This is a genomic window from Streptomyces sp. SP18BB07 (assembly GCF_036322545.1).
In the GTDB taxonomy this organism is placed as follows: Bacteria; Actinomycetota; Actinomycetes; order Streptomycetales; family Streptomycetaceae; genus Streptomyces; species Streptomyces deccanensis.
This window is the reverse complement of record NZ_JAQYWT010000370.1, coordinates 379409-398761: the sequence shown is the minus strand read 5'-3', so window position 1 is coordinate 398761 and position 19353 is coordinate 379409. Positions and strand designations below refer to the sequence as shown.

The 19353-nt window shown below is 73.9% G+C and carries 16 protein-coding genes; 5 read left to right on the top strand and 11 right to left on the bottom strand.

What is annotated here, in order from left to right:
* The first annotated feature begins 87 nt into the window (after nucleotides 1-87).
* Nucleotides 88-816, top strand: a complete 729-nt coding sequence (locus PUR53_RS47185; protein WP_329912545.1) for a hypothetical protein — start codon at nucleotides 88-90, stop codon at nucleotides 814-816.
* On the top strand, nucleotides 813-1868 hold the full coding sequence (locus tag PUR53_RS47180; protein WP_329912544.1) for a nucleotidyl transferase AbiEii/AbiGii toxin family protein: 1056 nt from the start codon (nucleotides 813-815) through the stop codon (nucleotides 1866-1868). The genes PUR53_RS47185 and PUR53_RS47180 overlap by 4 nt, the downstream gene beginning before the upstream one ends.
* On the opposite strand, the gene PUR53_RS47175 is transcribed toward PUR53_RS47180, so the two are convergent.
* Nucleotides 1865-2926, bottom strand: a complete 1062-nt coding sequence (locus PUR53_RS47175) for a MerR family transcriptional regulator (protein ID WP_329912543.1) — start codon at nucleotides 2924-2926, stop codon at nucleotides 1865-1867. The genes PUR53_RS47180 and PUR53_RS47175 overlap by 4 nt on opposite strands.
* Nucleotides 2927-3205: 279 nt before the next feature.
* Between PUR53_RS47175 and PUR53_RS47170 the strand changes: the two genes are divergently transcribed.
* The 3 genes from PUR53_RS47170 to PUR53_RS47160 all read left to right on the top strand — a co-directional run bounded on the left by PUR53_RS47170 (nucleotide 3206) and on the right by PUR53_RS47160 (nucleotide 7755).
* Nucleotides 3206-4042, top strand: coding sequence for a DUF3152 domain-containing protein (locus tag PUR53_RS47170; protein WP_329912542.1), 837 nt, complete (start codon nucleotides 3206-3208; stop codon nucleotides 4040-4042).
* Nucleotides 4043-4164: 122 nt separating this feature from the next.
* Complete coding sequence (locus PUR53_RS47165; RefSeq protein WP_329901636.1) at nucleotides 4165-5052, top strand: ATP-grasp domain-containing protein; 888 nt, start codon at nucleotides 4165-4167, stop codon at nucleotides 5050-5052.
* A gap of 117 nt (nucleotides 5053-5169) precedes the next feature.
* Nucleotides 5170-7755 (top strand): LuxR C-terminal-related transcriptional regulator, encoded by a 2586-nt coding sequence (locus tag PUR53_RS47160; protein WP_329901635.1) that lies wholly within the window; start codon nucleotides 5170-5172, stop codon nucleotides 7753-7755.
* Here the strand turns inward: PUR53_RS47160 and PUR53_RS47155 are convergent.
* The 10 genes from PUR53_RS47155 to PUR53_RS47110 all read right to left on the bottom strand — a co-directional run bounded on the left by PUR53_RS47155 (nucleotide 7733) and on the right by PUR53_RS47110 (nucleotide 19302).
* Nucleotides 7733-8152: an ATP-binding protein gene (locus PUR53_RS47155; RefSeq protein ID WP_329912541.1), complete on the bottom strand. Its 420-nt coding sequence runs from the start codon at nucleotides 8150-8152 to the stop codon at nucleotides 7733-7735. The two genes, PUR53_RS47160 and PUR53_RS47155, sit on opposite strands and share 23 nt — an antisense overlap.
* Nucleotides 8149-9069, bottom strand: a complete 921-nt coding sequence (locus PUR53_RS47150) for an MEDS domain-containing protein (RefSeq protein ID WP_329901633.1) — start codon at nucleotides 9067-9069, stop codon at nucleotides 8149-8151. The genes PUR53_RS47155 and PUR53_RS47150 overlap by 4 nt, the downstream gene beginning before the upstream one ends.
* Nucleotides 9070-9238: 169 nt before the next feature.
* Entirely contained in the window at nucleotides 9239-9844 is a 606-nt protein-coding gene (locus tag PUR53_RS47145) for a hypothetical protein (protein ID WP_443078316.1), read from the bottom strand.
* The gene (locus PUR53_RS47140; protein WP_329912540.1) at nucleotides 9804-10643 is read right to left on the bottom strand and encodes an FkbM family methyltransferase; all 840 of its coding nucleotides are present in this window, start codon (nucleotides 10641-10643) and stop codon (nucleotides 9804-9806) included. Before PUR53_RS47140 ends, PUR53_RS47145 begins: the two co-directional genes overlap by 41 nt.
* Complete coding sequence (locus PUR53_RS47135; RefSeq protein WP_329901630.1) at nucleotides 10640-10909, bottom strand: Trm112 family protein; 270 nt, start codon at nucleotides 10907-10909, stop codon at nucleotides 10640-10642. Before PUR53_RS47135 ends, PUR53_RS47140 begins: the two co-directional genes overlap by 4 nt.
* Nucleotides 10906-11820: a hypothetical protein gene (locus PUR53_RS47130; RefSeq protein WP_239760316.1), complete on the bottom strand. Its 915-nt coding sequence runs from the start codon at nucleotides 11818-11820 to the stop codon at nucleotides 10906-10908. Before PUR53_RS47130 ends, PUR53_RS47135 begins: the two co-directional genes overlap by 4 nt.
* Nucleotides 11821-11835: 15 nt before the next feature.
* On the bottom strand, nucleotides 11836-12606 hold the full coding sequence (locus tag PUR53_RS47125; RefSeq protein WP_329901629.1) for a class I SAM-dependent methyltransferase: 771 nt from the start codon (nucleotides 12604-12606) through the stop codon (nucleotides 11836-11838).
* Nucleotides 12606-14168: a condensation protein gene (locus PUR53_RS47120; protein ID WP_329912539.1), complete on the bottom strand. Its 1563-nt coding sequence runs from the start codon at nucleotides 14166-14168 to the stop codon at nucleotides 12606-12608. The genes PUR53_RS47125 and PUR53_RS47120 overlap by 1 nt, the downstream gene beginning before the upstream one ends.
* Entirely contained in the window at nucleotides 14165-18625 is a 4461-nt protein-coding gene (locus PUR53_RS47115; protein ID WP_329912625.1) for an alpha-(1->3)-arabinofuranosyltransferase domain-containing protein, read from the bottom strand. Before PUR53_RS47115 ends, PUR53_RS47120 begins: the two co-directional genes overlap by 4 nt.
* The gene (locus tag PUR53_RS47110; protein WP_329901627.1) at nucleotides 18622-19302 is read right to left on the bottom strand and encodes a class I SAM-dependent methyltransferase; all 681 of its coding nucleotides are present in this window, start codon (nucleotides 19300-19302) and stop codon (nucleotides 18622-18624) included. The genes PUR53_RS47115 and PUR53_RS47110 overlap by 4 nt, the downstream gene beginning before the upstream one ends.
* Between the last annotated feature and the right edge of the window lie 51 nt (nucleotides 19303-19353).

Genomic DNA, 19353 nt, shown 5'->3' with positions numbered 1-19353 from the left:
GTCGCCGTGCCGCCGTTGTCAGTGGCGGTCAGTACAGTCGGCCACCGGTGAGTCGGCGGGTGCCGACAGGTCGGCGGACGCCGGCGGGTGAGCACGGGGGAATGCGGGGCGGCGGTGCGGGAGTTCACGGGGGAGTTCGAGACCCATCTGACGGTGGTGGCCCCATCCGGGGCCGGTGGCGAGAACCGGATACGCCGCTGGGCGGAGCGTCACCGGGTCAAGTACACGCGGATCGTGCTCGACCGGGGAGCGACGCCCGACCAGCCGATGCTGACGGTCCGTGGCCAGGGGGCGCTGTCGGCGCAGCGGGCGGCCGCGTCGGCGTGGGTCGGACGGCTATGCGCCGAGGGCTTCGACGTGACCCGGGTGAAGATCGAGGCCACGCCCTGGAACGAGGACGTGCCCCGGACGGCCACCGAGGCACGCGCCCTCCCTCCCGGCTGCTATTTCGAACACCACGTCAAGCTCGTCCTCGCCGACGACACCGAGGTGGCGTCGGTCCGCGCCCTCGCCGAGCGCCACTCGGCCCATGTGTCACGCAACGCCCGCCGCGAGCTGGGCGAGGCCGTGGGACGACAGGGAGGGCGGTCCGGTCGCGGGCACGAGCGGTTCGTCACCCAGCGCTGCCGCGATGTCGGCCGCCCCGAGGCCCGCCGCCGTCTCGACGCCCTCCTCGACGCGCTCGCGACGGCGGGGTTCAAGGCCGTGGAGGTGGAGGAGGAGTTCGTCGTCCACGACGACCGCCCGGGTCTGGACGCGGGATGGATCGACGAGCGGACGGACGTGCGTGCCGAAGAGCCGGCGGAGGTCCGGTGAACCGGTCGCCGGAGGACGACGAGCGGTGGCGGGCCGAGCACCAGGCCGCGCACCGGGCCGTGCTCGACCATCTGCTCCATCTCGTCGCCGACCACTCCCCCTTGGGGGAGGACCTGGTGCTGCGGGGGAGCATGGTCATGCCGGCGTGGGTGGGGGCGGAGGCGCGTAAGCCCGCCGACCTCGACTGGATCGTTCCCCAGCCCCTGCTGATCCCGGTGGACCCCGGCCATCCCTATCCGTACGTGGACGGGCTGGAGGCCGTGCAGCAGTGGCCGGAGGCGGCCGCCGGCGCCGGGCGGTACGAGATCTGGAAGTTCGAGGAGTTCGACACCGGGGGTCTGCGGCCGGCGGTTCCGCCCGAGGGACTGCACTGGGTCTTCGAGGTGGAGCCGGAGGAACGGCCGCCGCATCTGGCGCTGCTCGACCTCGTCCGGGAACGGCCGGTCGCCGCGCCGGGCGTGGTGCTCGACGTGGACGGCGCCCGGCCCGACGGCATCTGGACCTACACGGAGTACGAGACCCCCGGCACCCGTCTGATCATCCCCTGGACGGCGGAAGGCCTGCCGCCCGGCGAGGCGCGGCTGGACTTCGCCCGTGACGAGCGGCTCCCGGAGCTCCCCGTGTGGACGGCGATACCCCGGGCCGACGGCTCCGGCCGGACCGTGGTCCGCACCCCCGGCCCCGCCCTGTCCCTCGCCTGGAAGCTCCTGTGGCTGCACACCGACTGCGCCTCCGAGGGCCGCGCGCAGGCCAAGGACCTCTACGACGCCGTCCTCCTCGCCGAGGCCGAGGTCACCCGGCTCTCCGCGCGGCTGCTCCACAGGGTCTTCCGTCGTGAGCCCGGCACCGGCGCCCCGGCCCCCGCCGACCCCCTGCGCGTGGACACGCTCGTCCTGGACGCCGCGGACTGGGCGGACTTCCGCACCGCGCACCCCCGGGTGCGGGGCACGGCCGAGGAGTGGGTGAACCGCCTGGGCCGAGCGCTGGAACGGGTGCCGGGACCGCCTGCGGCGCGGCGGAACGGCAGCGGACGTGTGGGCGGCGCCCCCTAGCGCTCCCCGCCCACCACGTCCGCCACCACACAGCTGACGTTGTCCGGGCCGCCCGCCTCGTTCGCCTCGGTGACGAGGGCGCGTACGGCGGTCTCGGGGTCGGGGGTCGAGGACAGGGTGCGCCGGAGGGCCGGGTCGGGGACGACCGAGGAGAGGCCGTCGGAGCACAGGAGGTAGCGGTCGCCGGGGTGGGCGTCGTGGAGGCGCAGGTCGGGGGTGGCGGTGGTCCCGCCGTTGGTCAACGCCTTGAGGAGCAGGGCGGGTTGGGGATGGGTGGTGGCCTCCTCCGGGGTCAGGCGCCCCTCGTCGATCATCGACTGGACGACGGTGTGGTCGTGGGTGATCCGGAACAGTTCGCCGTCGCGCAGCAGGTACGCGCGGGAGTCGCCGATGTGGACCAGGGCGAGCTGCGAGCCGGTCCAGAGCATCGCCGTCAGGGTCGTGCCGTCGTCCCCGGTCCCCGCGACGTCCCGTACGGCGTCGGTCGCGCCCCGGACCGCGTCCTCCAGCAGGTTCAGCACACTGCCCGCCGGGAGAGTGTCGCGGTCCAGGGTCTTCAGCGCCTCCACGGCGGCCGTGCTCGCGGGGGCCCCGGCGGGGCCGAAGCCGTCGGCGACGGCGAGGACGCGGGTGCCGGCGTAGGCGGTGTCCTGGTTGGCGGGCCGGACGAGGCCGGTGTCGGAGAGGGCGGCGTAACGGAGTTCGAGCATCGCGGTGTCCTCCTCGGACGGGTGGGTGAGGTGGTCCACGAGGAAGGCCGCCAGGTCGCGTCGGGTCGCCGTCTCGGCCTCGACACCGGCCCAGTACGCCCGGATCTCCCGGGCCGCGGGGCCCGGCTCCAGCGCGCACACCGTACGGATACGGGCCAGCGGCATCCCGAGCCGGCGGAGCCAGGCCACCAGCCGGACCTGCTCCAACTGCTCGGCGGCGTAGTAGCGGTAGCCGGTGTCGGGGTCGACCCGGGCGGGCCGCAGCAGCTCCAGCTCGTCGTAGAGCCGCAGTGCCTTCGGTGACAGCCGGCACGCCTTGGCGAAGGCCCCGATCGTCAGCATCTCCATGGCTCCCCCTGGCTTCCTCTGGCTTTTCGCGGACCTGGTGTTCCTCGTTCCGCGATCGATGCTGGGGCTTCACCGAAGGTGAAGGTCAAGCGCTGGTACGGAGCAGAGTCGATCATCCGTTATCTTTTCGTGACTGACTCGGCCACATCCGATCACATACTGATCACACTCTGAAGGAACATGAGCGCGCACAAGGCAACACGTTCTCGCACCGGCACTCGTACCGGCACCGGAACCGGCACCGGCCGTCGGCGGAAGGCCCGTGAGCCGCGCGCGAGAATGCCTCTGCGGAGCGGCCTCGGGGCGGTGGCGGTCGTCGGTGTCGCCGGATTAGCCGCGGTGGGGTGGATGGGCGGCGGCACGGGCGAGACAGCCCGTGAGCCCGCGGCCGGCCCCTCCGCCGAGCCCTCGCCCGAGCGGTCCCGGCGCTCGACCGCTCCCAGCCGGAGCGCCGACGCCGACGCGGGTGCCTCCGGCAGTCCCTCCTCCTCGCCCAGCCCGTCGTCGAGCAACTCCGGGTCGCCCTCTCCCGGTAACTCGCCCATCACCATCCCCAGAACCGGGCCCGGCACGTTCACCACGGCCTCCGGCGGCAGCCCCAAGGTGGGCAAGGGCACGCCCCTGCGCTACCGGGTGGACGTCGAGAAGGGACTGTCGCTGTCGGCCGCCGAGGTCGCCGACGAGGTGGAGGCGGTGCTCGCCGACCCGCGCGGCTGGACCACCGACGGCGCATCGGCGTTCCAGCGGGTCTCCAGCGGCCCCACCGACTTCGTCGTCAAGGTGGCGACCCCCGGCACGGTCGACGCGTTCTGTAGCCGGGTCGGGCTGAACACCCGCGGCGAGTTCAACTGCCAGGCCGGCGACGACGTCATGGTCAACCTCGAACGCTGGGAGCTGGCGACCCCCGTCTACGCCGACGACGTCAAGGCCTACCGCGCCCTGATCATCAACCACGAGGTCGGTCACTTCCTCGGCCAGGGCCACGTCACCTGCCCCGGCAAGGGCAAGCCCGCCCCGGCGATGATGCAGCAGATCAAGGGCATGAAGGGCTGCGTCCCCAACGTCTGGCCGTACGACAGGGACGGCCGCTTCCTCACGGGGCCCTCGGTGCCGTGATCCGGAACGGGCCCACGGCGACCAGGGTCCCCGCGAAAACCCGGTCCCGTCACGTCACCCGCGGTTGTTAGCCTGCGCCGGAGTGCCAGTCAGCCGAAGACGTAAGAGAACGGAGCCCCCCCGTGGCCCGCACAGCCGCCCCCCGTATCGCTCTCGCCACCTACGATCCCGGCCCCAGGATCAACCACGACCGGGATCTGCCGGTGCTGGTGGAGGCGCTGCGGGAGGCCGGGGCCGACGCGGCGGCCGTGCACTGGGACGACCCGGCGGCGGACTGGGCCGCGTACGACCTCGTCGTCATCCGGTCCACCTGGGACTACAGCTGGCGCGCGGCCGAGTTCGTGGCCTGGGCGGAGAAGACCGGTGCGGCCACCCGGCTCGCCAACCCGGCCGAGGTCGTGCGCTGGAACACCGACAAGCGGTACATCGGCGACCTCGCGCGGGCCGGGGTGCCCGTCGTACCGACGGACTATCTCGCGCCCGGCGACCCCCTGCGGCTGCCCGAGGCGCACGAGTACGTCGTGAAGCCCACCTCCGGCGCGGGCGCCCGGTTCGCCGCCCGCTACACCCCCGACCGGCGCGAGACCGCCGAGGCGCACGTCGAGCGGATGCGCGCCGAGGGGCTCACCGCGATGGTGCAGCCGTTCGTGACCAGCATCGACACCGAGGGGGAGCGGGCCCTGCAGTTCTTCGGCGGCCGACTGCTGCACGCCAGCCGCAAGGGCGCGGTGCTCTCGCCCGGCACCGCCTACGACGCCGAGAAGACCGCCCACCCCGACCTGGTGCCCTGGACCCCGACCGCGGCCGAACTCGCCGTCGCCGAGCGGGCGTTGGCCGCCGTACCGGGACGGCCCGAGCTGCTGTACGCGCGCGTCGACCTCGTCACGGGGGCGGACGGGCAGCCGTGCGTGATGGAGCTGGAACTCGTCGAGCCCAACCTCTTCCTGTGGCTCCACCCGGACTCGCTGCCCCCGGTGGTCGGGGCGATCCTGGCCGCCGCCACCGGCTGACCCCGCCCGGCGCCCTCACCCGAAGAGGCGGGAAATCCACGAAGCGGGCGTCCCGCCCGTGCCCGCTGCCTACCCTTCGGGGTTACAACAGCGCGTACGGGAACCACAACTGAGGGCGTGACCAGCATCGTGGGCGGATCGGAGTCGCGGCGCACTTCCGGTTTCCCGGCGGAGCTGACGAGCTTCGTGGGGCGACGGGACGAGGCGGCCGATGTCAGACGGTTGTTGTCGGCGGGCAGACTGCTGACGCTGACGGGACCCGGCGGGGTGGGCAAGACCCGGCTCGCCGGACATGTGGCGGGACAGGTCGCACGGGCCTTCCCGGACGGCGTGTGGCTCGTGCCGCTGGCCGCGCTGAGCGACGAGGCGTTCGTCCCGCACGCCGTCAACGACGCGCTCGGCGTGCGCAACGAGACCGTGCGCCCCCCGTTGGAGATCCTCGTCGACCATCTGCGCGAGCGGCGGTTATTGATCGTCCTCGACAACTGCGAGCACCTGCTGCGCAGTTGCGCCGTCCTCGCGGGGACCGTGCTGGCGGCCACCGAGGGCGTACGGATTCTTGCCACCAGCAGACACCGGCTCGGGCTCGCCGGGGAGCAGCTGTTCGAGGTGCCGCCGCTGCCCGCGCCCGCGCCGGAGGAGCTGAGCCCGGCCACGGGTTCGTCGGCGGTCGAGTCCTTCCCCGCGCTCAGGCTGTTCGCCGACCGGGCGGCGGCCGTGGTGCCCGGCTTCACCATCGGCGAGGCGAACCAGCAGGCCGTGGCCCGGCTCTGCCGCCGCCTCGACGGACTTCCGCTCGCCATCGAACTGGCGGCGGTCCGGGTGCGGGCCCTCGGCGTGGACCAGCTCGTCGAACGCCTCGACGACCGCTACCAGCTCCTGACCTGCGGCAGCCCGACCTCCGCACCCCGCCACCGCACCCTGCGCTCCGCCGTCGACTGGAGCCACGAACTGTGCACCCCGCAGGAGCAGTTGGTGTGGGCGTGGCTGTCGGTGTTCGTCGGCGGCTTCGACCTGGCCGCCGCCGAGGCGGTCTGCGCCGGGGAGGACGCCGGCACCGGGGAGACGATCACCCCGTGCGCGGTGCTGGACGCCGTCGCCGGGCTCGTCGACAAGTCGGTCCTCGTCCGGGAGGAGCACGCCGGCCAGGTCCGCTACCGGCTGCTGGTCTCGCTGCGCGACTACGGCCTGGAGAAGCTGCACGACCTGGGCGAGGCGACCGAGACCCGGCGACGGCACCGGGACCACTTCGCGCGCCTGGTCGCCGAGTACGAGCAGGCCTGGTTCGGCCCCGACCAGACGGAGATCACCGAACGCATCCGGATCGACCAGGACAACTTCCGGGCCGCCCTGGACTTCTGCCTCACCACCCCCGGCGAGGCCCAGCACGGGCTGCGGCTCGCCGCCGGGCTGTGGTTCCACTGGGTCGCGGGCGGCATCTGGGGCGAGGGACGGCACTGGATGGACGGCGCCCTGCGCGCCGGGGCCCGGCCCGACGAGGCCCTGACCCGCGCCATGTGGGCGGGCGCCCTGACCTCCCTGGTCCACAGCCGCTCCGCCGCCGTCCTGGCCGGCCTCGACCCGGTGCGCACCGCGGCCGACGCCGACGAGGAACTCCCGGTGCCCGCCCCGCCGCCCGTGCCGGCCGGCGCTCTCGTCCCGGGCCGGGCCCGCGCCTGCACCGCCTTCGTCGTCCTCACCCGCGTCGAGCTGGCCTGCACCCTCGTCAGCCGGGGCCGCGCCGACGAGGCGATCCCGCTGTGCGCCGAGGCCGTCGCCCTCTGCGAGGCCCACGGTGAACAGTGGGCCCGCTCCTGGGCGCTGCGCACCCTCGCCCTCGCGCACTGGTCGGCCGGGCAGTACGACCGGGCCGCCGAGCACGCCCGCGCGTGTCTGCGGCTGCCGTACACCGTGAGCCAGCACCAGAGCCTCGCCCGCACCCTCGATCTGCTGGCCGCCGCCGAGGCGTCGGCGGGCGACGCCGAGCGGGCCGGTGTGCTGCGCGGTGCCGTCGACCGGATCTGGCACGACATCGGCGGCAACCCCATGGTCGACCATCGGCCGGGCCGCCCCCGGGCGGCCGAACACCACGCCCGCCGTGCCCTCGGCGACCACGCCTACGCCCTGGCCCACCGCCGGGGCGGCCGTCTGACACCGGAGCAGGCGGTGGCCTACGCCCTGGGCGAGCCCGGCGAGGGACCGAACGCCGGCGCGCGCGCCGGGCGGCGGGACGGCACGGGCGCGGGCTCGCGCGCGGGCGCGCGACGGGACGGCGCGGCGTTCGCGCCGGGGACGGACGACGGGCGGGGCGGCTCGGGTCCCGCTGTGCGGACGGGGGAGGTGTCCGCCGTACGCGGGACCGCGCGGAACTCCTCCTCCGGCCCACGGGAGGGCTCCCTCACGGCCGACGGTCCGGCCCGCGCCCCGGCTTCGACCAAGGCCTCTACGCAGGCATCGACGCACGCCTCGACGCACGCCTCGACCCCCGTCGCCGCGCCCGTCGTCGACCCGGTCCCGCTGACCCGCCGTGAACTCCAGGTCGCGGCCCTCGTCGCCCAGGGCCGCACCAACAAGCAGATCGCCGACCACCTCGTCATCGCCCGCCGTACCGCCGAGGGCCATGTCGAACGCATCCTCGTGAAGCTGGGGTTCCACAACCGCAGTCAGGTGGCGGCCTGGTTCAGCGCGCGGGCAGGGCTGTAGCGGGCGGCGTACGCGCCGGGGCGGGCAGCGGGGCGGACAGGGTGACCGAGGTGCCGCCGGGGGTGTCGCGGACGTCGATCCGGGCGGGAGCGCCGATACCGGCGATCAGGGACTCCGCGAGGCGCGGGCCGAGCCCCTCGGGCCGCGCCGTCGAGGGGCCACCACCGCCGTACGTCACCTTGCCCAGCAACTCGCCCTGCCGCACCCGGAGTTCGACGGTCCCCGGGTCGGCGCCCCGGGCGGCGGCGTCCGTGGCGATCTCCAGCACGGCCTGCCCGAACGCACCTCCGGCGGAGCCGGTGAGACGGGCGCGCAGTGACGCCTCCTCCACCAGGGCGCGCACCAGGGGGAGTTCGGTGTCGCGGAACTCCATCCGCAGCCTCAGTCCCTCGCTCACCCGGCGTCCTCCTCGTCCCCTTCGCCCTCCACGCGGACCAGCAGCTGGGGCACCTCGTCGGCGCCCAGTTGCTCCAGCACCAGCCCCAGCAGTTCACCGCAGCGCACGGTGACCTCGCTGCCGGCCGGGAGCGAGGAGGCGAGGCTGATCAGCTGCCAGGCGCAGTGGGCCTCCATGAAGCACAGGTCGCGCAGGTCGAGGACGAAGTGGCTGGGCCCCGAGTCGTCACGGTGCTCCAGCGCCTCACGCAGCGCCTCGACGAACGCGCTTCGGGTGCTCAGCTCGGCGGTGCCGGCCATCCGGCCGCCGTCCGGGGTCCCGGTGACCTCCAGGGAGTCCAGGCGTTCCATGACCCGCAGCGGATGGACCTTGCCGACGCGGGAGGTCAGTTCGTCGTCGAAGCGCTGACGGTCGTACCAGCAGATCGCGGTGAACAGCGGGTCCGCGAAGAGCGGCGCCACCGAGGCCTCGTAGTCGAGCAGCCGGTCGTGGCCGAGGTTGACCCGGGGCGCCCAGCTCATGTCGGCGGTGACCCGCAGCCCCGCCCAGCCCTCGTCGCAGGCGCGGTCGACCTCGGAGGCGTAGGTGTCGATGGTGCGCCGCTCCTGGAAACGGCCGTCGGGCACGTAGATCTCCGTGTTCCGTCTGACCGACAGCTGGCCGCCGTCCCGCGCCGCCACCACCTGCCCGCTGCCCCGGTCCAGCAGCGCGACCACCTCGTCGTCGCTCAGATCGTCCGGGTCCATCACCAGCATGACCTTCTCGCCGCGCGCCAGACTCGTCCGGGTGTACGCGGTGAAGACCTTCCACGGCGACTCGTCGGTCCGCTCCTGGTCCCTCGGTCCCATGCACGCGTGATCGCCCAGCCGCAGCCGCTCGACGGGCACGGTTCGCTCCGCGGGGTGCTGGGTCGTCATGGGGGGCCTTCCCGTGAGGATCAGAACTCTGCACGGACAGTAGGCCCACCGGCGCCCCCGACGGCCGGATGATCGCCAATCTTCTGGTTGGGAGGATTTCGGGACGAGTGGGAGAGAAGTCTGATCGAGAGTGTGCGCTACCCGACCGGGGGTGACCGGCGCTTTCCGCTTAGGTCACCCTTTGCAACAACCCCCACGTGAACTCCGCGACGCACTCCCGCCGCACCCCGTCCCCGTCCGGCGCGACGAACCGCAGCCCCCACCGCGTCGGCGCCGTCCCCTCCAACGGTCGGGCCGGCGCGAACGCCCGCGCCACCTCGTCCACCGTGCAGGACCACGGGGTCAGATCCTCCAGAGCGCGCGGCTCGGGCCCGGCCACCCCCGGCGCCCGCACCAGCCACTCGTTCCACGCCGCCCCGTTCGGCGCGAGCAGCACCTCGAACCGGAGGTCGTCCCACAACGGCACCGGCCACAGCCACGCCTCGCACTCCAGGTCCCCGATGCGGCGGCGGGTCACGGACTCGGGCGCGCCCAGGACCGACCGGTACCGGGACGCCGACCCCCGGGCCCGGGGCGAGCGCACCATGGCCTGCCACCGCCGGTTCGCCTCCCGCATCCGCGCGACCGGGACGCCCAGCTCGCGCCGGGCGTCCTCGACGAGCTCCGGATTGTGGTCGGCCATCCGGCGCAGCAGCACGAGCTGGAAGTCGAGCGGGGTGAACGGGCCGGAGGGCCTATCCGGCCCGGGGCGTTTCGCGGAGGACATGCCCTCCATGGTCGCGTACGGCGCCGGACGCGGCGGCAGGCTCACCCGGGCGGCGCCCGTCCGGCAGGAACAGCACCGAGTTGACGTACCGGGGCCCGGAGAACGGCAGGACCCGCCGGAGCAGCCCCTTGGACGCCAGGTGCGACGTACGGGCCTGGTGGGCCTCCAGGGTGGCCGGGTCCAGCCGGCGCCAGGTGCCGGCGGGGAGGACCCAGCCGGCGTAGCCGAGGCCGGCGAGCAGGTCGACGACCGGGGCGATCGGCTGGATACGGGCTTCCAGCTCGATGAAGAGCGCCGGGCGGTCCCGGACGAGGAGGCCGGACGCGCCGCGCAGGACGGCCAGTTCGTTGCCGTCGACGTCGATCTTGACGAAGCCCACGTCGGTCAGACCGAGGCCGTCGAGGGTCACACAGCGGACGTCCAGCGCCCGGCCGTGGATGTCCCGGCGGACCAGGGAGGACAGACCCCGCCCGCCGTCGTCGCCCGGCGGCAGCCAGAGGCGGGCCGCGCCCGGATGGTCCGAGGCGGCGGCCTGCACGACGCGGACGTTGCGGGGGGCCGTCGAGACGAGCAGCCGGGCCAGCCGGGGCACCGGCTCGACGGTCACCACCCGCTCCGCGCGTCCCGCCAGCCGGCGTGTCCAGGGGCCGTACCAGCCGCCGACGTCCACGGCCGTACCGCACCCCGGCGGGCACAGCTCGTCGAGCCGGGACAGCTCCGGCTCGAAGCGCGGGTAGACGAACCGGGCGGTCGCGGCGACCAGCCGGTCCGGCAGAAGCGGCGCGAGCCGCGCGGCGAGTGTGGTCATGACTCCGACTTCCTCAACAGCTCGGAGAGCTTGGCGTGCTCGTCCTCCGTCACCTGCTCGCCCGACGACGGCAGCAGCTGCGGAATGCCGTCGACGATCGGGTAACGCCGGTGCAGCCGGGGGTTGTAGAGCGACTCCGGCGCCCGGCCGGCGTCGGCGTCGGCACCCGAGTGGCCGGGGCGTTCCTGCTCGTGGACCACCAGATGCAGCGGCCCCTTGTCCAGCGGGCACGCCAGGATCTGGAGCAACGGGTCGTCGGGGTTCATGGAGGGGTCAACTCCTTGGCGGGTGCGGGGGAGGGGGAGGCCGGCGGGGGGCTGTCGTGCTTGGGCATGCTCAGCAGGACGCCCACCGCCAGTACCGTGCCCGACAGCCGTAGCGTCAGGCGCAGCGGATCGTCGGGCAGCGACTCGCCGAACGACAGCGTGCCGAGCACGGCCGTGAACAGGCAGGTCACCGTCGTGCAGACCGGCACGATCAGCGAGGCCCGGCAGCGCTGGAGCGCCGCCTGCGACATCACCAGACCGAACGCGCCGGTGAACAGCAGGAGGTACGGGTACGGGGAGCGCAGCAGACCGACGACCGCGTCCCCGAGCGAGCTCGTCGTCAGATAGCTCGACACGCCCTTGATCGCGAGCGAGCTGACGCCGTACAGCAGGCCCACGGCCACGCCGTACTCGACGCCCGTGGTCGGCAGCCGGTGCCGGTGCCGGGCGCGCCGCTCGGCGGACCGATACAGCCCGACCCCCGCCGCCAGCGCGGGCAGGCAGATCGTGAGGACCAGCGCGTACGGCGCCTCGCGGCTGACCGTGTCGGTGCCCTCGTCCAGCGACAGCACCACCATCAGCAGCGCGGCGAGGATGGCCCCGAGGGCGTACCGCTCCCGGCCCGTCGTCTCCTCCCCGAGCAGCCGCGCCGACAGCAGGACCAGCAGCACCAGACCCGAGACGAAGATGCCCTGGGCGGCGGCGATCGGCAGCGTCCGGTACACGGCCAGCTGGGCGGCGAACCCGGCGGCCAGCGACAGTGAGCCCGCGATCCACAGCGGGCTGCCGACGACCAGCCGCAGCAGCTTCAACGGCTCCCGGACCGTCACCTGCGGCATCGCGGTGAGGGCCCGCTTCTCCAGAACGAATCCCGTGCTGTACAGCGCGTTCGCCAGTAGTGCCGCGGCCACTCCCCACCACATCGGCTACGTCCTCCGCGCGTGCAGCAGCAGGATCGACGCCGCCGACGGGGCCGCGCAGGCCAGCCGGTCCAGCGGGCGCAGCGGACGCGGTACGCCGTGGAAGGGCGCCCCGCGCAGCCGGACGACCTCGAACCCGGACGCGGTCACGAACTCCCGTAGCGCGCGGGCGGTGTAGAGCCGCAGATGGCCCACGACCTCCGTCCCCGGGCGGCCGTGGATACCGCGCAGGCTCACCTCCGAGAACACCGGCTGGACGCCCGCGAGGAGCAGGGCGCGGTTGTACCAGGCGGCCAGGTTGGGCGTCGACAGCATCAGATGGCCGCCCGGGCGCAGGACGCGGCGGATCTCGTCGAGGGCCGAGTCCGGGTCGACCAGGTGCTCGATGACTTCGCTGAACAGCACCGCGTCGGCGGACTCCGACCGCAACGGCAGCCCGCCGTCCGCCAGTTCACCGCGGATCGCGTACGGGACCCGGGTACGGGCGCGGCGCAGGGCGTCCTGGGACCAGTCGACGCCGATGATGCGGTGGCCGGGGAGCAGGGGCGCGGCGGTGGCCGCGGCCGTGCCGTCGCCGCAGCCGATGTCGAGGATCGTGCGGGGGCCGGTGCGGGCCGCCGGGCCCAGGGCGGCCGCCAGCATGCGGGCCTGCGCGAGGCTGCGCGGGGTGCCGGAGGCGACCGGGACGGACGGGTCCTCGTAGAAGTCCCGAAGTCCTTTGCGCCGGGCGGCTGTTGTTGTGGCGGTGGACGTCGTGGTGGACGTGGTGGTCGGCATCACTCGATGTCCTCTTCCGTCGCGTGCAGATAGTGCTCGAAGAGGTCGCGCAGGTGGGCGCCGTCGCCGTGGCTGAGCAGGGCCCGGGACCAGCGCAGGGCCAGATGGAGGCGGCCCGCCGTCGAGGCGGTCGTGACGGTGAGGCCTCGGGGCATCCGGGCGGGGGCGGAGAACCAGACGGCGTGGGCGCGGCCCGCCTCCTCGCCGAAGTCCAGCGCGTACGGGACCCGGCCGATGTTGCTGAGCAGGGTGGTCGACGTCCAGGGCGCGGCCGCCCGGCGCAGGCCCCTGGTGAGGGCGGCCCGCCAGGACACGGGGACCACCGGCGCGGTCAACAGGGAGGCGCCGTGGCCGAGTTGGGGGCGGGGGAGGGACTTCAGGGCGCGGGTGCGGTCGGCCGTGCGGCGCAGGAGGGTGGCGAGGGGAGTGTGGTCCTGATGCAACTCGGCCGGAGAGAAGGGGACTTCGACCAGGCGGGTGCCGTTGCCGATCGGCATGGCGGTGTCCCTCGGGCGGTCGTCCACCGGCATGGTGATGCGCAGGGGGCGGGGGTGGGCGCCGTGTTCCCGGTTCCAGTGGGCGAGCATCAGGGCCGTGGTGACCATGAGCTGGTCGTTCACGGTGTAGGGGGCGGACTTCGGGCGGCGGGGGACGGGGAGCTCGGTGACGAGCAGGCCGTTGCCGGGGGAGGGTTCGGGGGTGCCGGGGGCCACGCGGGCGGGACGGGACCAGTTGGAGGGGGGCGGCGCCTCGGCCGGGGGTGGGTCGTCCTGGGTGGGGGTGGGGCGGACGGGTGGGGCGGTGGGGGCGTTGTCCTGGCCGCCGTACAGCTCCGCCGCGGTGGCCAGGATGCGGAGGCAGGCGGGGCCGTCCAGGGCGGTGTGGTTGATGGTGAGGAAGAGGACGGTGCCGGGGGGTTTTGGGCCAGGGGTGGTGGTGCCGGTGCTTATGTGGCGCCCGGGGGTGGTGCTGGCCGGGGGGTGTTTCCGCTGCTCGGCGGTGCGAGGTGCCGCTGCGCCCACCCGTGCCGCCCCAGCGGCACGATTGCCCGCAGCTGGGTGGGCGGGGGAGGAGGCCGCGGGTGGGCGGGGGGTTGCTGCGGCGCGACCGATCGTGGTCAGGCCGACCGCGTCCGAGGCCTCGCTGCCTACCGCCGGGCCCGCGCCTTCCACCACCTCCAGGCGGATCGGTGGGGAGAGGGTCAGCGGGGGTGCCTCCATCAGCGCTCTCGTCCGGGCGTCTCGCAACGCGTGCGGTCCGGCCGGCAGGAAGGTCACCACCTCGACCTCCGGCTCCTCCGTCAGCTCCCACTCGTAGCGGCGCCGGTACCAGTGGCCCGGGGCCTCGCGCATGAGGATGCGGGGGTGGCGGTGGAGCGCGGCGACGAAGGCGGTGCGGAGGCGGTCGGGGTCGAGCCGGCCGGGGAGGTGGACCTCGATGTGGACGGTCTCGGGCTCCGCCTCCTGGACGCAGTGCCGTGACACCTCGTCCACCACCGGGAAGGGGATCCGCACGGGCCCCGGCGCGGCCTCGTCCCGCGCGGGCCGGTCCAACGCCGTCATCCCGGCTCCCCCCTTCCCGTACCGCCGCCTCCCGTGCCGCCGGCACCCCTGCCGTCCCCGTCCTCCACCGGTGTCGTGCTCGGCCTCCGCTTCGTGAAGGGGATGCGGCGGGTCGGGGTGTCGGGGTCTCCTTGCAGGGCGGCCGGGCCGCGTGCGGAGATCGTCGGGCTTGCGACCGGTGCGCCGCCTCCCGCTCCCGCTCCCGCCCCGCCCGGCCCGCCGTTCAGCGTCTTGCCGAACCGTCGCCGCTGCGGCAGCGGCTCCGTCGGTGCCCCCGCCCCCGGCGGGCGCTCGAACTCCCGGGTCGCGCCCGGCCGTTCCGGCGAGGTGGCGACGTCCGCTCCCACGCTCACCAGTGCCGCGAACAGACCGATCAGCGCGAGGAGTTGGGCCACAGGCCCGAACGCGCCCGCATCCGCGGCCACCGGCTCCCCCGCTCCGAACGCGGCCGCGACCCCCGCACCGGCCAGCGCGAGGAAGGCGATCGGTACGAGCAGGGTGTGCCGCTTCCAGGCGAGGAGGGCCAGCAGCGGGACGAGGAGGGCGAAGAAGCCCGCGATCACGATGCCGACGAGGGTGAGCGCGACCGTGCCGAGCCAGAGGCCGGGGCCCGGCGGCGTCGGCTGCGGCGCGTCCGGGTTGGGCTCCTGCCGGCGCCAGAGGGCCAGCCCGATGAGGGCCACCAGAGCGACGCCCGCGCCGATCAGCCCCGCCTCGTACGTCACGGACGGCTCGTACGACAGCTTGACCGTGCCGCCCGCGCCGCCGGGCACACGCCAGCCCTGCTGCCAGCCGTCGAGCCGGACCGGGGTCAGTTCGCGCCCGTTCAGCGTGGCCTTCCAGCCGTCGTTGAAGTTCTCGTACGTCGTCAGGTAGGACGCCGCACCGTCGCCGACGGTGACCGCGCGGCGGTCGCCGAGCCAGTCCCGTACGCCCAAGTCCCGTCCGGAGACGGCGGGTTCGGTGACCGTTCCCCGGGTGAGCGTCACGGTCGTGACGGCCAGCGCGCCCGAGTCCTCGGACTCGAAGGTGTGCCGGTCGGCGGCGTCCAGCTCCAACCCGCCGCCCGCACGGTCGCCCTGGCAGAGCGTCAGGTCGACCGGCCGACGCTCCACCAGGTCCCGTACCGTCCCCCGCGCGCTCGTCTCGTACAGCGTCCCGTCGACCTCGACCGTCGGGCCCTCGCCGCACGGGAGCTCGAAGTCCCGGGTCGGGGCGGGCTGCGGGGTGCGGTACTGGTCGAGGGCCGGGACGTACGCCTCCGTGAGCCCGACCGGGAGTTGCAGGTCGTCGTCGGCGACGGGGTTGTGGACGGTCATCGGGGCCGTCTCGGTGACGGTGATGTCGAGCTGGTCGGTGTTGATCGGGTCGAAGCGGACCCAGCCGTTCTCGTCGACGGCGGCGATCACGGCCCCGTCCGGGGAGCTGATCTCGACCTGGGTCGGCCGGGCCGACAGCCCGCCCGCCGGGGCCAGCACGAGCGACCCCACCGGCCACTTGTCCTTCCAGCTGAGGTGGATCGTCGGCTCGTCGCCCGCGATCCACGCCGTGGTCAGGTCGCCGTCGGTGAGGTTGCGGGGCGAGAGCCCGGCCCCGAGCGAGGCCGTGGAGTCGGCGGTCGCCGTCATCCGGGTCTGCTGGTCGGGGGCGACCTCGTACAGCAGCTTGTCCAGCTCGTCGCCCGGCACGGGGACGGCCGTCGCCTTCATCTCGTACGTGCCCGCCGTGCTGGTGGCGAAGGTGCGGTGCAGGCCGGGCTCGGTGCCCGTGGGGGAGAGGCCGGTCGGGTCGGCGGCCCGCGCCAGCGACACCACCTCGGCCGAGGCGGCCGTGCCCTCGGGGTCCTGGGCGTCGGTCGGCAGCCGCAGCATCCGGGTGACCTTGACGCCTGGGATGTCGACCTCGGCGAAGCCCGCGCCGACGAGCCCGGTGTGCCGCTCCGCCGAGTCCAGGATCGTGATCTTCAGCCAACGCGTCTCGCCGGGACGGGCGTTGACGGTCTGGGTGGATCCGTCCGGCTGGAGGTTGGTGGAGCGCGAGCCACGCTCGGTCTCCACCTTGATCCGGGTCGGCGCCGACCGTACCCCGTCCTGCGGCAGCGGGGTGACCTCGAACGTCTCCGGGATGTCCTGGCCGCCGTCGAAGTCGATCCTCAGCCACTGCCCGTTCGCCGACCCGGCCGCGCCCTCCGCCCAGGCGGTGTCCCGGTCGCCGTCGAAGGCGTTCACCGGGTCGTACTGCGGCAGATGGAAGAGCCAGTTGCCGCTGGTGGACGCCGTCACCGACTTCGCGCCGCGCAGCTCGGCCACCGTCTGATGGTCGAGCCCCGACACCGGCAGGATCTGCTTCGGCTGCTCACCGGCGTCCTGCACACTCCCGCTCGCGTTCCGCTCGTCCGCCGTGTACGTGTACGACGTGTTGGCGTTGACCAGGCCGAACCGGGTGTCCGCCCGGCGCAGCCCGTCACCGACCACCTGGACGGCCGGGGTACCGAGGCCGGGATGGTTGTCGCCGGTCAGCACGGTGGCCCGGTCGCGCAGCTCCGGGTCGGCGGCCAGCGGCAGCAGCGACTCGGGCCCGCCGGAGACGACGGCCGTGTCCGCGATCGCCTTCAGCCCTGCCTGCCCGGGACGCGGCACGTCCTCGGCGGGCCGGTAGATCTCCACGGCCCGCTGCCGCGCGTACAGCCCCTCGACCTGCAGCGGGGTGTCCTCGGCGATCCGCCCGCCGGTCATGACCGGCCCGAGCCCGGTGACCCGCTCGTACCCCGACTGCTCCAGGGTCCGCTTCACGGTCGTGGTCGGCACGGCACCGATCTGGTCGGGGTCCAGATCGTTGCGGACGACGACGTAGTAGAGACCCGCCCGGCTCAAGTAGTCGGCGAGGCCCGGCACTTCGGCGCCCGTGAGCAGCGCCTGCTCGACGGCGTCCATCGCGCGCCGGTTGCCGGGCGTGCCGAACGGCACGTAGTCACGCTGCGCCCAGCGGGACTCGGCGAGCACGTCGAGAGGCTGGTCGACGGTGGTGCCCCAGGTATGGATGCCGTGCGCGGTGGCCGGCACGACCAGCGCCCGCGAGTCCGGCGAGTACTTCTCCAGCCAGTCGGCCGTCGCCTGCCAGTACTTGGGCAGCTCCTGGAACGAACCGGGTTGCAGCACCGACCCGTTGAGGTACGGCCACAGCAGCCCGGGGACGACGAGCACGGCGGCGATCAGCGGTGCGAACCGCCGCCCCCGCACCCGGCGGGCCCCACGCGCCTGCGCGGCGACCCCCACCAGATGCGCGAGCCCCAGCACGAGCGCGAGGGCCAGCCCGGTCTGGAACTTGTAGATGTTCCGGAAGGGCGCGAGGCCCCCGTTCAGCCAGTCCTGGACCACCCCGTGGAAGGGCGCCCCGAACACACCGCCGTACCCGGCGAGCGTGACCAGCGCGACGACCAGCACGGTCAGCACCAGCCACCGCCGCTCGGGCATGTCCCGTCGCGCGAGCCCGGCGAGACCCAGCCCCGCCGCCAGCGCCGACGACAGGATCACGATCACGGAGGCGGCGACGGACCAGCCGGCCGGCAGCCAGGGCTCACCGAAGTTCAGATACGCCACCCAGTTCCCGGCGCCCCGCAGCGCCTCGGTGGCCGACATGGTGGCCGTCGTGGTCTGCGAACTCTCCACGTACGGAAGGAAGTTCTCCCCGTAGAAACCGAGCAGCAGCAGCGGCGCCACCCACCACGCGGTCGCCAGGATCACCCCCGGCACCCACCACGCGATCAGCCTCCGCTGTCTGGGCCCCGGCGTCCGGGTGAGCAGATACAGCCCGACGGGCAGCAGCGAGGCCAGGGTCGCGGTGGCGTTGACACCGCCCATGAAGGGGATGACCAGCGCCGACCGCAGGGCCGCCACCCGCGCGCTGTACCGCTCGTTCGTCAGCGGCAGCAGCACCCACGGCAGGAACGCCCCGGGCAGCGCGGCGGCCGAGGTCGACCCCACGACCGTCGTGAACACGGGCCAGAGCGCATAGGCCCCGGCGGCCAGCAGCCGCGACGCGGAACTCCCGACCCCCAGCCGCTCCGCCAGCCGCAGCGCACCCCAGAAGGCCACCGACACGATCAGCGACAGCCACAGCCGCTCCGCCAGCCACACCGGCAGCGCGACCAGATCGGTCAGCCCGTAGTACGGCAGCATCGGCCACAGGTAACCGACGTACTGGTCCGCGATGCCGCCGAACCCGCCCCGGTCGTGCCACAGCTGGCCGAGGTCGGAGACGAACTGCCAGGGGTCGGTGGTGACCCCGAGCTTGGTGTCGAAGGTCTGCCGCCCCGGCTGCGCCGCGACGAGCAGCACGAACACCACGGCCCAGAACCCCAGCAGCCAGCGCCGCGACCGAGGGCCCTCGGGGGGTCCCTCGGTCGTGCCCGGCGGCCGTACCGGCGCGGGAGGTGGAGCCTGGACCGTGCTCGTCATGGTGGACACCGCCGGAGGATGAGGAGGAGGTTCCAGGTGGCGAACTCACGCAGGCCCGGCGCCTTCACGACGGTCTCCGCGAGGAACGGCCAGTAGCGGGAGCGCGCCGACACGACCGTCACGTCGTCCCGGTCGCGCACCTGCCGCAGAGTGCGTCCGATGTGCACGGCGAAGAGGTTCTCGCCGAGAGTGTGCTTGGCGTCCTTACCCGTACGGCGCCGATAGCGGGCCCGTGCCCGCTCCGCCCCCAGGTAGTGCCAGGGCGCCCACTCGTGACCGCCCCACGGGGACAGCCAGTTCGTGAACGAGACGTAGATCAGCCCGCCGGGCCGGGTGACCCGTACGAGCTCACTGATGAAGGTCGGCGGATCGGCGACGTGCTCCAGCACATTGGAGGTGAAGGTGACGTCCGCGACCCCGTCGGCGAGGGGCAGCAGATACCCGTCGGCGACGACGGCCCCGTCCGGCGGCTTAGCGCCCAACTCGCCCAAGTCCGGCTCGAAGAGGAACGCCTGGGCGCCCCGCCGCCGGAACTCCTCGGTGAAGTACCCGCTCCCGCCGCCGACATCGACGACGGTCAGCCCGTCGACGGGCCCGCCCCGGTACGCCTCGACCTGGTCGACGGCATCCCGGGCGAGCAGGGAGTAGCAGTACTCGGGATCGTCCTGCTCCCGCATGAAGGCCCGGAAGAGGGTGAGGGAGCGCCGAAAAGAGGGGTCCTTGAAACC